This is a genomic window from Actinomyces timonensis (genome assembly GCF_040702965.1).
Lineage (GTDB): Bacteria > Actinomycetota > Actinomycetes > Actinomycetales > Actinomycetaceae > Actinomyces > Actinomyces timonensis_A.
Genome location: NZ_CP159989.1, coordinates 1,960,014 through 1,973,827 on the forward strand (window position 1 = coordinate 1,960,014; position 13,814 = coordinate 1,973,827).

Annotated in this window: 12 protein-coding genes and 2 tRNA genes; 4 read left to right on the forward strand and 10 right to left on the reverse strand. The window is 67.8% G+C overall.

Annotated elements, in window-relative coordinates:
* Position 1 precedes the first annotated feature (1 nt).
* Positions 2-2,545, forward strand: coding sequence for a UvrD-helicase domain-containing protein (locus tag ABXS69_RS08500; protein ID WP_366180252.1), 2,544 nt, complete (start codon positions 2-4; stop codon positions 2,543-2,545).
* Positions 2,546-2,780: 235 nt separating this feature from the next.
* On the forward strand, positions 2,781-3,743 hold the full coding sequence (locus ABXS69_RS08505; RefSeq protein WP_366180253.1) for an Abi family protein: 963 nt from the start codon (positions 2,781-2,783) through the stop codon (positions 3,741-3,743).
* Positions 3,744-4,311: 568 nt separating this feature from the next.
* On the opposite strand, the gene ABXS69_RS08510 is transcribed toward ABXS69_RS08505, so the two are convergent.
* Both ABXS69_RS08510 and ABXS69_RS08515 read right to left on the reverse strand, forming a co-directional pair.
* Positions 4,312-6,177: an AAA domain-containing protein gene (locus ABXS69_RS08510; protein WP_366180254.1), complete on the reverse strand. Its 1,866-nt coding sequence runs from the start codon at positions 6,175-6,177 to the stop codon at positions 4,312-4,314.
* A 48-nt stretch (positions 6,178-6,225) separates the two neighbouring features.
* Positions 6,226-7,530, reverse strand: coding sequence for a hypothetical protein (locus ABXS69_RS08515; RefSeq protein ID WP_366180255.1), 1,305 nt, complete (start codon positions 7,528-7,530; stop codon positions 6,226-6,228).
* Positions 7,531-7,805: 275 nt separating this feature from the next.
* On the opposite strand from ABXS69_RS08515, the gene ABXS69_RS08520 reads away from it, so the two are divergent.
* Entirely contained in the window at positions 7,806-8,270 is a 465-nt protein-coding gene (locus tag ABXS69_RS08520) for a hypothetical protein (protein WP_366180256.1), read from the forward strand.
* A 91-nt stretch (positions 8,271-8,361) separates the two neighbouring features.
* Here ABXS69_RS08520 and ABXS69_RS08525 read toward each other — a convergent pair whose 3' ends face one another.
* From ABXS69_RS08525 to rpmF, 8 genes are all read right to left on the reverse strand, one after another.
* Positions 8,362-8,625, reverse strand: coding sequence for a type II toxin-antitoxin system RelE/ParE family toxin (locus ABXS69_RS08525; protein ID WP_366180257.1), 264 nt, complete (start codon positions 8,623-8,625; stop codon positions 8,362-8,364).
* Positions 8,622-8,882 (reverse strand): type II toxin-antitoxin system Phd/YefM family antitoxin, encoded by a 261-nt coding sequence (locus tag ABXS69_RS08530; RefSeq protein ID WP_366180258.1) that lies wholly within the window; start codon positions 8,880-8,882, stop codon positions 8,622-8,624. Before ABXS69_RS08530 ends, ABXS69_RS08525 begins: the two co-directional genes overlap by 4 nt.
* 62 nt (positions 8,883-8,944) lie before the next feature.
* A complete protein-coding gene (locus tag ABXS69_RS08535) occupies positions 8,945-10,627 on the reverse strand; it encodes a hypothetical protein (RefSeq protein WP_366180259.1) in 1,683 nt (560 codons plus the stop codon).
* A 148-nt stretch (positions 10,628-10,775) separates the two neighbouring features.
* Positions 10,776-11,441 carry an NAD(P)H-dependent oxidoreductase gene (locus tag ABXS69_RS08540; RefSeq protein WP_366180260.1) on the reverse strand — a complete coding sequence of 222 codons (666 nt, stop codon included), beginning with the start codon at positions 11,439-11,441 and terminating at the stop codon, positions 10,776-10,778.
* A 203-nt stretch (positions 11,442-11,644) separates the two neighbouring features.
* The gene (locus ABXS69_RS08545) at positions 11,645-12,067 is read right to left on the reverse strand and encodes an Hsp20/alpha crystallin family protein (RefSeq protein WP_366180261.1); all 423 of its coding nucleotides are present in this window, start codon (positions 12,065-12,067) and stop codon (positions 11,645-11,647) included.
* A gap of 242 nt (positions 12,068-12,309) precedes the next feature.
* A tRNA-Pro gene (locus ABXS69_RS08550) sits at positions 12,310-12,383 on the reverse strand.
* A gap of 53 nt (positions 12,384-12,436) precedes the next feature.
* A tRNA-Gly gene (locus ABXS69_RS08555) sits at positions 12,437-12,507 on the reverse strand.
* A gap of 36 nt (positions 12,508-12,543) precedes the next feature.
* Complete coding sequence (rpmF, locus tag ABXS69_RS08560; protein ID WP_073451189.1) at positions 12,544-12,708, reverse strand: 50S ribosomal protein L32; 165 nt, start codon at positions 12,706-12,708, stop codon at positions 12,544-12,546.
* A gap of 227 nt (positions 12,709-12,935) precedes the next feature.
* On the opposite strand from rpmF, the gene ABXS69_RS08565 reads away from it, so the two are divergent.
* Positions 12,936-13,667, forward strand: a complete 732-nt coding sequence (locus ABXS69_RS08565; RefSeq protein ID WP_366180262.1) for a YigZ family protein — start codon at positions 12,936-12,938, stop codon at positions 13,665-13,667.
* Positions 13,668-13,814 lie beyond the last annotated feature (147 nt).

The window sequence follows — 13,814 nt, forward strand, 5'->3', positions numbered from 1 at the left end:
TATGCCCGTCATCGTGTGGCCCAGCGACAAGGCCAAGGACGCCACTCACAAGGATCCGTCCCTGCGCTCGAAGATCGGTCCCTTCATCACCAAGTTCTCCGCTGGGACCACGAGCGCCGGTCTCCATGTGGAGCCCATCCGGGAGTCGGCGGACCGCAGGGTGCGCACCGCCCGAGTCACCGATTTCTACCGGGCTGTGCTCTTCGAGCTCGATGGCGGCGGCGAGCCCGTCTACGTCATCCACGGGATCTGGCCGCATGACAAGGCCATCGAGATCGCCAGGACTGTGACGGTCGGCATCAACCCGTACAACGGCGCTGCTCAGATCTCCGATGTCCGTGACGCCGCCGGCCAGGACGAACATGCTGTTGATCGGGCTCGACGCGATGCTCGCCAGCGACTGGACGCCGCCCGGCGTGAGGCTCAGGAGATCGCCCGCGAGGCCGCGCGCCTCGAGGCCGGCAATGCCGAGGCGCGCCGTCGCATGGAGGCCGATTCCGGGGCCCCCGTGATCTCGGTCCCCGCGCGGCCCGGGGCTGAGAGTGGGGGATCGGCATCTGGGACCACAACGGCGATGCCCGGCGTCGTCGTGGCAACGCGTGACGATCGTCCGGTGTGGCCGGATGGTCTGACGGTGGAGTCCCTGCGCGACGAGTTGGGCATCGACATCCGCCTTGCCGCCGCGGCGCTCGCCGCCAGCCGCGAGTCCGAGCTGCTCGACCTGGCGGCCACCGCCTCCCCTTCCTGGCAGGGCGAGGCTCTGCTGGCGCTGGCCACGGGGACGAGCATCGAGGGCGTGCGTGAGGACTTCGAGCTCCTCCTCCCGCGGGATGTCACCGCTGAGCCCACTGACGCCGAGGTCATCGAGGGCCTGCGCCGCAGGGCATCTCGCGCTGATTTCACGTGGCTGGAGACCGATGAGGACCTGCGCCGCGCCATCGAGGGCCTCACCTTCGCGCAATGGCAGCTCTTCCTCCACCCCCAGCAGCGCCACCTGGTGGAGCAGCGTTCCAACGGCCCGATGCGGATCTCCGGCGGGGCGGGGACGGGCAAAACCGTTGTCACCGTGCACCGGACGGCCGCCCTGGCCGGGCGAATGACCGGAATGAAGCGGGGATTGGCTCGCTCTCACGCTGCTGGGCGCGAGCACGGGAGCCAACGATCGGGCGAGACGCGCATCCTCCTGACCACTTTCACGCGCAACCTCGCTGACGACCTGAGCCGGCAGCTCGCGCAGCTCGCCCCGGGCCTCGCATTCGCGGAGCGGGTCGGTAAGCCGGGTGTGCTCGTCTCCGGCCTGGACAGGGTGGCCCGGGCCATCCTCCAGCGGGCCGGGGAGGGCATTGCGGATGTCGCCGAGCGCGTTCTGGGCCGGCGCAGAGCCCGAGTCCTCGCTCACGCTAGGAACGACTTGTGGGGTGACGTCCTCGCATTGACGGGCGAGGGATTGCCCGCCGGCCTCCGGTCGGCGGACTTCCTCGCCTCCGAGTACGAGCTCGTCGTGCTGCCGCAGCACGTGGAGACCCTCCGGGACTACCTGCGCGTGCGCCGTCCGGGCAGGGGCGTGGCGCTTGATCGTCGGAAGCGCGCTGAGGTGTGGGCGGCCATGGAGCGCTACCGGGACCGCAGCGCGGAGCTGGACGTCACCTCCTTCGCCGAGCAGCTCGCCCTCGCCGCCGCCTGGCTCGACCACGAGGCGGCGCGGGGCATGGCGCGGCCCTTTGACCATGTGCTCGTTGACGAGGCCCAAGACCTCAGCCCGGCGCACCTGCTGCTCCTGCGCGCGCTCGTCGAGCCTGGACCGGACGACCTCTTCCTGGCCGAGGACTCCCACCAGCGGATCTACGGGAAGAAGATCACGCTGAGCCACTACGGGATCAATATCCGGGGCAGGTCACGGCGACTGACCCGCAACTACCGCACGACCCGCCAGAACCTGCGCGCCGCTTTCGAGATCCTCGACGCCGGCTCGTATGAGGACATGGAGGGGCACGCCGAGGAGCACCGGTACGTCTCACCGCGATCCGGGCCCGAGCCGGTCCTGCTGCCCGCAGAGTCCCGAGCCGCGGAACTCGACCTCGCGGCGCAACTGCTTCGCGGTTGGCTCACGGAGGACGGCGAGCGGCGCGAGGCGGGCGCAACCGCCGGAGCCGGGGCTGAGACCATCGCGATCCTCGTTCGCGACCGCTATCAGCGCGACGCGGTTGTCACGGACCTGGCCGAGCGGGGCGTCGACGCGCGCCCGGTGGATAAGGAGTCGATGGGCCGGGGACGCCCGGTGGTGATGACCATGCACCGCTCCAGGGGCCTGGAGTTCCGCAAGGTGCTGCTCTTCGATGTCTCAGAGGCCTCGATCCCCCGTGCGCTGCGCGACCAGCAGTACCCGGACGCCGACTATGCCGACGCCCTCCTGCGCGAGCGCTCCCTGCTGTACGTGGCCGCCACCCGCGCCCGCGACCAGCTCGCCATCTCCTGGAGCGGCAGGAGGAGCCCGCTGCTGGAAGGCCTCGCGGGAAGGGCGCCGTCGGAGCGGCGAACGCCATGATGACGGCCCACATCGACAGTTCTTACCGAGCAACCCGCGCACGTGTCACGTGAGGATGAGAGCAGCGCCATGCCGTCTGAGGACCACAACCATGGCCGGGACGAGAACCATGGCGCCCGTGAGGCAAATCACTACATCTCATCCCTCGATCCTGGTCCCTGCCGCTCCGCGAGAAGCTACATTAAAAGCAATCGACCCCCGGCCGGCCTCTGACCTCCTTGCGAGGCATGCTCAAATGGCCGGGGCCTTTTTGTCTCAAAGGAGACCCATATGGGTAAAGTGGCTCAGTTACGAGAACCATCTCGCGCTCTTGAAACAACGAGGGCTGACAGTCGGAGATCCCGAGCAAGCCAAGCGCCTCCTCCAGCATATCGGCTACTACCGACTATCCGAATATCTGCGCTACTGGCAGAAAAACCCCGAATATGGCGACAACACATTCGTCGGCGGAGCATCATTCATGGACATCTGCGCGGTCCACGAGGCAGAAGCGCGTTTAGCGGACGTGACGATGGTTGCGCTTCGACGCATAGAGCCCCTTCTTCGCGCCCAGTTCGCTGACACCTTCAGCGAAGTCATTTCACCATACGCGCTGCTGACCGACAAGGCCGCCTTCACGCCTCCACCCTCACGATCCTCCGGACCGACAGCGCAAGAGGCTCTCCTACGCGACCTCAATCGCAGCAAAGAGGCCTTTGTCAGCCGCTACCGTGACAACTCAGAACGTAATGAGCGAGGGGAGTACAAGCCAGAGGCATACGCGCAGACACCGGCATGGGTCGCCGTCCAGGCCTGTTCTTTCGGTACACTGTCGCGCTGCTTGGAGGCGAGTGGGTCCAACACGGTGCGCGACATCGTGGCGGATCGTATCCATACGGGCCACTCCCAGATCGCGTCACAGGTGAAGTCGCTCGTCTACCTGCGCAACTGGTGCGCACACTCGGCGAGAATCTGGAACCACTCCTGCCTTGAAGCGCCGCCGCTCACAGGGAAGGTAGCCGCCCACTTAAAGAAGCGGTATCGCACGTTTAACGATCGATCCGCATATAAGACACTTTCACTCATCCATCTCCTACTCGCATCCAACAGCTACTGTGAGGACTGGCTCGGGGAGCAGATTGAGCCGATTCTTCAGGGCAACGACCTGTTGGCCTGCGGAATCACGGCGCCACAAAAGTATCAAGACTTCACTCCGTGACCCACACCCCTCAACCATCCCGGGCACTTCCTGCTTGAAGACCAGCAGATCCTCCCATCCATCCCTCAGCCGGCATCAGAGACGTGACAAACAGGTAGCCTCGCCTTACCGTACCCCAGCCGAGCCCTGAGGAGCGACTGCAGCATCGGCGCACATGGTCTCCCGAACGCAAGATGCCGCCTCAGCAAAGAAGGACCGCGCTGCACTCATAGGCGAGTACCTTACGCTCCACCAGATCGACCTGAACCCCACGATGAGCCACGCCCCCGGGCGCCAGCCTCGTCCAGAGACACTCCAGTAGGGGCCACTCACGCACTGCTCCTAACCCTCCAGAACTCCGGAAAACCTCCTCGGATGACCCCACTCCGCCCTGACGTCCACTTACGCTCGTGCGATCTGCTGCGCGATCAGCCGGCTCCGCCATAAGAGAACCACAACCCAGGGCCTCACCCGTCACCATCCCACGGCCACGTAGGCGCACTAAATCGCCGAGTGACTCAACGAGCTCGGCGAATATACGGCGGCGATCAGTTCCACTAACTGTTTACAGGCGCGGGCAAGGAGAGCCTCACCTGGGCGTCCTGACCGCTTCTCCCTCGCTCTCTGACAGCACAGCCGACAGCTGGGCGAAGTAGTTGTGCTGCGCCCAGGCGGCCCGGTCGCCGATGACGTACAGCCGTCGCTTCGCGCGGCTCGCGGCGACATTGACGAGGTTGACCGTCTGCGCCGCCCACGCCTTGGCCCCCGGTCGAGCGGGATCGCCTCCCAGGACGAGGAAGACGACGTCGGCCTCCCTGCCCTGCGCGGTGTGGATCGTGCCGCCGTCAAGCCCCGGGAACTCGCGCTTGAGCGCTTTCAGCTCACCGGCCATCTGACGGAACGGGGACACCGCGATGATCCGCGACGGGCTAACCTGCCGACGCCCAAGGTCGGTGATGAGCCTACGCAGCTTCCTGACCTGGTTGGGCTGGGCGTGTGATCCTGGCTTGTCAGCAGGGACATCAATCCATTGGCTGGGTGGTACACGAGGACCGTCAGGGCCGTCGAAGAGATCGTCCAGGCTCGCGCGAGACCCAACCCCACTGATCATGATGCCGTCGTAGGCGATGCTGTTGCACAGGCCGAACATGGGCTCATCACACCGCCGGTGCACGGTCAACGGGGAACTGACCCACACGGGGTGCTCGCCCTGGTGGAGAGTTGTCCCAAAGCGGGAGACCCTGTCGGTGAGCGTCTGCACCGACGCCCGCGGTGGGATCCACGACGGATCCACACCGTAGGCGGCAGCGATGTCAAGCATTGCCTTGCGCGGCATCGTCACCACCGGCTCGAGCTGAAGGGGGTCGCCGACGGCCACCACGCGCTTCGAGCGCCAGATCGCTCCGACGGCGTACTGCGGGGCCGCCTGGCCCGCCTCGTCGATGAGCAGCCAGCCGAGGCTCTCCGGGCCGAGCGCCGCGAACATGCGGTCATAGGAGGCAAAGGTCGTTGAGACCACCGGGATGACGAGGAAGAGGGTCTGCCAGGCGGCACGAACCGTCTCCTCCGGCAGCTCGCTCGGAGCTTGACCACTGACGACGTCGACCGCAGCACGCAGGCTCTTCAGCATCGTACCGGCGGTGTTCGCCAGGAAGTCCTCGTGCAGGCGCAGCGCCGCGAGGAACAGCGCCGACCTGGCCTCGTCGAGCTCGGCGTCGAGCCACGGAGCGCGCAGCTCACGCTGCGCCCCAGCCCACTGTGGGCCTGGATACGCCTGCCCCAGTCGCTCACGGTGCTCCGCCAACCGGGCGTTTAGCTCCCGGCCTTTGCGACGCAGCCGCTCGGCGACATCCTGGGCGCCCAGCATCTCGCGCCGCAGAGCCTGCTCCCGCCCGCTCAGGTGCCCAACCTGCTCCCGAAGGTCCTGCTCGGTCTCCTCGGCGTCTCGCAGGAGCTGTTCGAGTGGGGCGAGGGCGCTGCGCCACTCGCGGGTCGCACGCCCCAGGGTCAGCAGCATCTCAACAAGACCGGGACGGGTCTCCACGTGCCGATGACGGGCCTGAGCAGCCGTGTCACGCTGCACCCTGGCCTCGCTCACCGCCTGCTCGCACCCACGCAGTGCCTCAGTGGCCTGAGCCAGGAGACTGCTCAGGCGGTGCACCTCGCCATCGGCCCGAACCTGATCATCGCGAAGCTGCTCGAGGTGTTCGTGGCAGGCTTGGGCCTCGCGCCGCATCTCCACGAGCGCGGCCACACGCTGCTCAGCGTTCCGGAACGAGGCGCGTGCCTGCTGCCAGGTCGGGTGCGCCGCTCCATTCGTCCAGTCCTCGAGCCGTGACTGCATGCGCGGGGCGGTGCCGGGCCGGCGCTTCTTCGTCCGCGGATCGGTCTTGTCGAACCAGAACTCGCTACGGAATGTCTCCCGATTACTTTTGTTTCCCAGGCGTGCCGCCACGAGCCCCCAGGCGGGGTTACCACCGCTACGGCGACGAGCACCCGGGGACTAAGGTCCTCCGTCATCATCCTCGCCGCCGTTTGCGCTGGCCGTCAGGAGCGCCGACGCGATATCTGAGAAGTAGTCAGTGCGGCCCCGCCACCGCTCATCGATCGCGCCAGCACCGGGAATCTCGGCACTGACGTTCTCCACAGCCTTGTTGTTCGCCGACGCCACCACCATCTCGAAACCGGTCAGCTCCTCACGCAGTCTGTGCACGACACGCTCGTACTTACCCGCAATCCACCGCAGTGGTTGCCCGACAAAGGCGTCCTCCGCACGCTCCAGTGCAGCCAGGCGCCTGGCCCGCTCGACGACGTTGCCCGCCACGATGTCGCGCAGCATGGTCGTCTTTCCCGTCCCCGGAGGGCCGTTGACCCCCATGAGGCCGTGCGTCGGGGCGAGGTCATCCAGGGCCTGGTTGACGGCGAGCTGCTGTCTGAGAGCAAGCGTGTGCTGCGGTGCTGAGGACCATCGGCCCGCGGGAATCCTGTGTGCTCCCACCCCTGCGTTGACGTCGTCGTCGTCCTTCATGACGTCGGTCCTCGCGTCGGCGGCCGGTGCCGAGCCGTGGGGCCCGGACTCGGTGAGGTAGGAGGCCAGCGCCACCGGGCACCGTCCGGCCCTGATGTCCTCGCGCACGGTTGCGAGATCACTGAGGAAGAAGCTGTTGAGGAAATCCGTGTCCACCTGCCCGGCCTCACGATCGCGCACACGGTCAGACTTGATGACCACGCGCTCGCTCGCGAGCTCGTCCACGGCATCGATCCCCGACACGCGGTGGGCGACAGCGGTGAGCGCGGACGGTGACGCCTCGCCACAGTCAGCCATCTCGGCGAAGCGGTGTGCAGCGGCGTCGAACTCAGTGATCCACGACGAGCTCGGCCTCTGCGATCGTGCGGCGAGTCTGGCGACAGCCCACAGGGAGGTGGACAGCACCGCCGACCCGGGCACAAGCTGCCCGTCCCCATCGACCTGCACACCCGCGCAGGCGCTAATCCCGCCAGGCCGCTCATCGAAGGCGTCGCGGTCGTTGGTGAAGGCGCGGTGCAGGTACTGGTAGGCGTTCTCAAGGTCGTAGACCCCGAGGTAGAGGGTGTGCCTCCACACGAACCTCTTACCATCACTCACCACAGGGACGAGCGTCTCCCAGGGCAACGGCTGGCCCGGCATCCACTCGATGACCTGGGACCAGTCCCCTGGTGCTGCGGGCCTGGTGCGCTTGGGAACCTGCTGCGGGCTGAACAGCTCCAGCAGCCACCAGTAGTCGAGCAGCCGCAGGCGATGGGCGGAAGAACGGGAACTGACGCTCATACGCAGAGTCTGCACCGATGAGCCGGTGCAGCGTGCCAGTACACGGGACACGTCTCATCAAGCGGCCCCGGAACCGATTCGGTCGGCCTCGAATTCGTGTCACACCCCTGGAACACCATGGGAGCCAACCTGCCCGAAGCGGGCAACCAGGCAGACCCGGAGAATCGTCATGAGCTCCGCAAGCGCTAGGGCTGGCACCGGCGACCGGCAGGTGACAGCCCTGGACGCACCAGGCCAAGGCGGGCTATTCACCTACCATTCACGGAAGGAAATCTATGGGCGACCTGACCAATACCGCCCGCGTGCTACTCAGTGAATTCACGCACGAGCAGATACCACTTGTCGCGCGCGGCATCGAGTGGCAGTGCTGGCGATGCCATTTAAGAACCTGGATTCCGGCGCTTATCCACGTCGATGGGCACACCGATATCTACTCCGTCATCCGAACGGTATCCGGACTACAACTCGCCTACCTCCGAGAGTGCCTCATCATCTCTGGATCACCTCTGACGCACACGATCAAGACCCGCCACTCCAAGAGGGGCGGATCCTACCTGAGCCATGGGTGCCCGAGTTGTGACGCGCTCGCGGGAGCGTTCTTCCTGAATGAGGCCGTCACGGAAGTTCTTGCCAGCAACACAGTGGGTGACCTGCCTACGCTCATAACATTCAGGAGGCCGAATATCGAATATATACTTATCGCTGCCGACCGAGATCACTCGCACTGGTACGACGACTGACTGTTGACCCGCGCATGAGCGACTGCGCCCATTCTGCCCGCCACAACCGCTCCGAGCGCGCGCTCCCCTCTGCGAGAGCGAGCACCCGCCGTCACCTTCGACGGTAGACCTCACGGCGGTGGCCGACGGCGAGCACGAGGACCACTAGCACCCCGTCGTCGATCTCATAGACGATCCGGTAGTCACCCGTGCGTACGCGCCACTCACCGCTCCCACAGACCAGCTTCTTCGCGTCAACCGGGCGAGGTTCCTGCGCGAGCAGCTCCACAGCCGCTTGGACCCGACGCCGCGCTCGTCCGTCCAGCTTGCGCAGCTGACGTAGCGCCGCAGGGCTGAGCTCGATCCGGTAGGTCATGCGAGCCCGAGCTCCGCCTTGACCTCATCCCAGGGAACAGCTCCATTCTCAGCGATCTCGGCGCGGGCAGCCTGCGCGGCCTCGATGTCCGCGAGGTCCTCCGCCGCCTGCGTCAGGCGTTCAAGGTCCTGCGCATCGATGACCGCAGCAACTCGACGTCCCCGGCGCGTGAGGAACACCGGGGTGTGGCGCACACGGGCATCGTCGATGACGTCGGCGAGCCGGCTGCGTGCCTCAGTGATGCTCACATCGTTCATAACGCCCATTATGAACAGAAGAGGCGAAGATGTACATCAAGCGGGTGAGATCGTCTTGCCTGTCACAATCCCGCGCCTGCCCCGACCTCACCCTGCAAGCCCACCGGGGGCAGCGCAGCACGAGCCGGCCGCAGCGGGCTCAGGAGCGGGTCGTGCTCGCGCTCGTCGTCGGGCAGGTTCATCGCGGTGCGCAGCAGGCAGAGCGTGCGGTCGACGGCGCTGCGCGCACTGCCGTCCTCGGCCTTGGTAAAGGCGACGGCATCGACAGTGGTTCGCGTCACGATGTGCACGGCTCCGGAGTCCTCACCCCTGGCGTCGACGACGTAACGCATGTCCGCCAGGAGCCTGAGCGCGTCGAGCCCGGTCTCCAGCAGGCCATCAAGCGTGACGAGCCCCCACCGGCTCGTGGTGACGACGAGGTGATCCGCGTTCTGGCCGACGACCTCCACCAGGGCGAGGACACGCTCGCCCGTCGGCAGCAGCCACCGCAGCGCCTCGCGCACCCTCGGCGTCGCGCCGGCCTCGTCATCCTTCGTCTCAGGGCCCGGCACCTCAGGGTGCACCTCCTCCGGAGCGGCCAGGCGCGGGTCGTCGAAGGAGGCGATGGCCTTGTCGATCATGTTCACGGCCTCACCGAGCGTTGGTGCGTCACCACCCCCTCCGACTCCAAAGGGCAGTTTCTGGGCGCCCCACTTGACGGCTCCCTCGAAGCGCTTCATGGCCTCCCCGATAGGGCCCTGGTTGCCCTCCTTAATGAGGAGAAGATGGGCCTGCGACCGGAGGGAGGAGACGGCCAACGTTACCTCTTCATGACGCCGGACTACATTATCTTTCCTCTCCTCGACTCTGGAGAGGAGCACCTTCTCCCCCGCGCCTGCCGCAGCGAGGGAGCCAATATACAGGACGTCAATGAGATCGCACGCCCGCCAGATCGCGATGAGCGCACCAACGTCGGAGACGATCCGACCTCGTTCGTTGAGCAGTGCCGCGACGCTCTGCACGCTCTGTTTGTTGTGTGTCCGAGCATTATCGAGGTATCGCTCGTACATTTTCCCGAGGTCACGACCATGGACAAGCGCGTCGATCCTCTTGCGCGTCTCGGCGTCATCAACCCCGCACCGGTCGATCTCCTCGTACGTTGCGCGCACCTCTCGGAGAAGTTGCGCAAGGTCGGATCGGTTCTGCGCCTCCAGGCCGGCGCGAAGGGCGTCAATCTTGCTCTCAATCCGTTGTGCCGTCGAGGCGAGGGCGGAGGCCTGGAGGCTGATCGCGGCGAGTGCCACAGCCGGCTCCAGACCCGCCAGGACCGTCGCCGCCTGCGCGCCGGCAGCGGGCAGCCACCGGACGGAATGCACTAGGCGTCCTGACTGGCCGACCAGCGTCCCGAGGTTCCACCCGCCGGAGACGACGGGATGAGCGGTCCTCAGCGCCTGGATCGTCTCAGGCGCCAGCCTCACGAGCCCGCGAGCGCTCAGCGCCGATTGCGCTCCCTGCGCGAGGAGGTTCGCCCCGGTGAGGGCACCGGCGGCGACGCCCGTCAGATCGGCCACGCCCGTCAGGTCGGGCGCGGTCGAGACATCGATGTCAAGCACCTGGGTGCCGAGAGCCTCCAAGTCGATCCCGCCGTAGGCGAGCATCAGCCCGGGCAGGACCTCGACGAGCGCCCACTCGGGCTGGGGCTCGGCCGCCAGGACGTCGCCGCCCTCAGCCGGGTCGGGATCGGTCGCTGTCTCGTTCGTGTCCATGCGGTGCCTCGGTTCGCGTCACGGTGCTCTCCGAGCGCTCATTCTCGCACCCGGTGGCGCTTACCGCGCACGCGCCCCAGGAGCGACTGCGCGGACCTGCGCCACTCACCGGCCCCCCGCCGCTTATCTCACCAGCCAGGCCCACGGCTCAGCCGATGACCTGGACGACCTCGTCGTACTCGCGGCGACGCTTGGGGCGGATCTCCTCGGCCCGGTACCCGAAGCCCGCCATCACCGACACCCCCCACTCGGCGGGATCGACGAGGCCGCGGGCCGCGAGCAGGTCGGTGACGGCGGATACGGCGAAGCCCTCGACGGGCACGGAGTCGATGTCGAGGGCGGCGGCAGCCGACAGCATGTTGGCCAGCGCGATATAGGTCTGCCGCTGGGCCCAGTGGTCGACGTCCTCGGGCGAGGACAGGCCGAGCATCTGCTCCTGGAAGCCCTTGAACATCTGGGACAGCCCTGAGTCGGGGTCGAAGTCGACGCCGAGGACGTCGGTGACGATATGCGCCGCGTGGGGGCTGTCGTGGACCACGCCCCTCTTGAACAGGATGATGACGAGCTCTGCCCCGCCGCGCAGGACGGCGCGGGCGCCCCAAGCCAGGAGCGCGAGCTCGGCGCGCAGCTCCTCGTCTCGCACCACCAGGAACTTCCACGGCTCGTACCCGAAGGACGAGGGAGCCAGGCGGCCGGCCTCCAGGATCGCGCGCAGGTCCTCCGGTGAGACGCGGCGGTCGGGGTCGAAGGCCTTGGTCGCGTAGCGGCGGTGGGCGGTGGCGATAACAGACTGGCGCTCGGTCTCAGTGGCCATGACAGGGCTCCTGACGCAGGCGGAGGGGTAGGGCGAGATGCCCGCCTCAACTTAGCACCGACCAGGTGGGGTGAGGACCTGCTCGGTCATTCACCCGCAGGCCGGGCCCCCTCGGCGATGCGCGTAGGCGTGGGCCGCGCCCCACGGGGGCGCGGCCCACCATCAGTCAGGGGCCCGACCGGGCCCGACGGATCGCTCCCCGCTCAGGCCTCGATGACCTTCGAGGCCTCGCGGTGGGCGACGCTGATCTTGCGGGGCTTGGCGTCCTCCGCCATGGGGATGGTCAGGCGGAGCACGCCGTCGGAGTACTCGGCCTCGATGCGATCGAGGGCCACTCGGCTGCCCAGCGTGAGCTGGCGGGCGAAGGTCCCCGTCGGGCGCTCACGGGTCAGCCAGGAGCGCTCCCCCTCGCCCGTGGTGGGCTTGCGCTCCGCGCGCACGGTGAGGGTGCGGTCATCGACGTCGACGTCCACGCTGGCGGGGTCGACTCCGGGCAGGTCGATCTCCGCGTAGAAGGTGTCGCCCTCGCGGAACAGGTCCATCGGCATGCCGACGGCGGCGGGTCCGCGGGTGAGGTCCGTGAAGAGACGGTCCATGTCCTGGAAGGGGTTGAGGGTGCGAGCCATGATGTTCCTCCTGCGGTAGCTCACGGTTGTCGTCTGACAGCTCGTGCGGCCTCGGGCCGGCCCTGGGCCGCTGAGGGCCTCCGGCCGGGTCCTTGACCGCTGACACCCGTGACAACAGGAGTGCACGGACACCTATTCCGAGAAGTTGAGTCCAACTCGCTCAAGGTTGGGTGACGGGTCGGAGGCGCCCCGTGGGCCAACGACCGCGCCCCGCGCGAGAACGGCGCGGGGCGGCATGTGAGTCGGGCTGGCGGGATTTGAACCCGCGATCTCCTGCCCCCAAAGCAGGCGCGCTACCAAGCTGCGCTACAGCCCGAGGATGCGGCAGCGGGGCGGCCCTCCGTGGAGGGCGCCCCGCTGGCCTCATCGAGCGGGTGACGGGAATCGAACCCGCGCAATCTGCTTGGAAGGCAGAGGCTCTACCATTGAGCTACACCCGCAGAAGGCGGATGGCGCTGCCATCCGCGCCGAGCGCGTCAGTGCTCGAGAAGACCGGTCTTGTAGGCCTTCACCAGACGACGGGGCACGCTGATCTCACGGCCGTTCACCTTGATGGTGTCGAGCTGGGGGAGCTCGGCCTTCCACTGCGAGCGGCGGTTGCGGGTGTTGCTGCGGGACATCTTCCGCTTCGGCACTGCCATGGGCCCGCTCCTCTCAAAGTCTCCTTGGGATCTTCCGATCCCGGCAAACAGGACCAGGGGACACCATAACCAGTCAGCACGAGCCGCTTCCAGTTGGCGACGGCGCCCACGGCTGTGACATCGGTCCCGTCACCCCTACGCCGCCGCTCCACAGCCCTTCCACGGCGCTCCACCGCGAGCCCGCCACCGGCCCGGCGATCGCCGGGGCGCCATGCGACGATACCGCCATGCCCGCCGACCGCCCCAAGCCCGCCTCCCCCACCTCCGCCGGCGGCGCCGCGCCCTGTCGGCTGACGCTCGCGCCGGGCGAGCAGCCCGAGACGGACCTGGAGGTCAGGCGATCCCACTTCCTGGCGCGCGCCGAGCGGGCCGACGACGAGGACGCCGCCCGCTCCTTCATCGCCCGCGTCCGCTCCCGCTACCCCGACGCCCGCCACCACTGCTCCGCCTTCATCGTCCCCCAGCCGGGCGCCGCCCCGGGCTCGCCCGCGATCGAGCGCTCCAGCGACGACGGCGAGCCCTCGGGCACGGCCGGCCAGCCGATCCTGGAGGTCCTGCGGGGCAGCGGGCTGACCGGGGCGGCCGTCGTCGTCACCCGCTACTTCGGGGGGACCCTTCTGGGAACCGGCGGTCTCGTGCGCGCCTACTCCGAGGCCGCCTCCCAGGCCCTCGCCGCCGCCGCGCGCGTGAGCATCAGCGAGCGGGCCCTGTGGGAGGTGCGGGTGCCGGTGGCGCGGGCCGGCCACCTGGAGGCCGAGCTGCGCGCCGCGGGAGCGGCCAGCGGCGCGCTGGCGGTGGAGGGCACGTCATGGGGGGCGAGCGACGCCGTCGTCCTCCTGTCCACGCCGGTCGGCGGCCCTTCCCCCGACGATCTCATCGCCTCGCTCACCGCGGGCGGCGCCAAGCCGGCCCCGGTCGGCACGCGGCTGGTCGAATCGCCTCTCCGGCCACCCGCCTGAGCGGGGCCCGGGGCTTCCCCCCTCCGCTGACGGCGGATCGGGCCCGCTCACCATCCGAGCCACTTGACGTCCCCCACCGGGGCGGCACTATGGTCTGCCCCATAGCGCCCGCTCGTATTTCCCAGTCGCGGCGCCGATCGCGAGAGG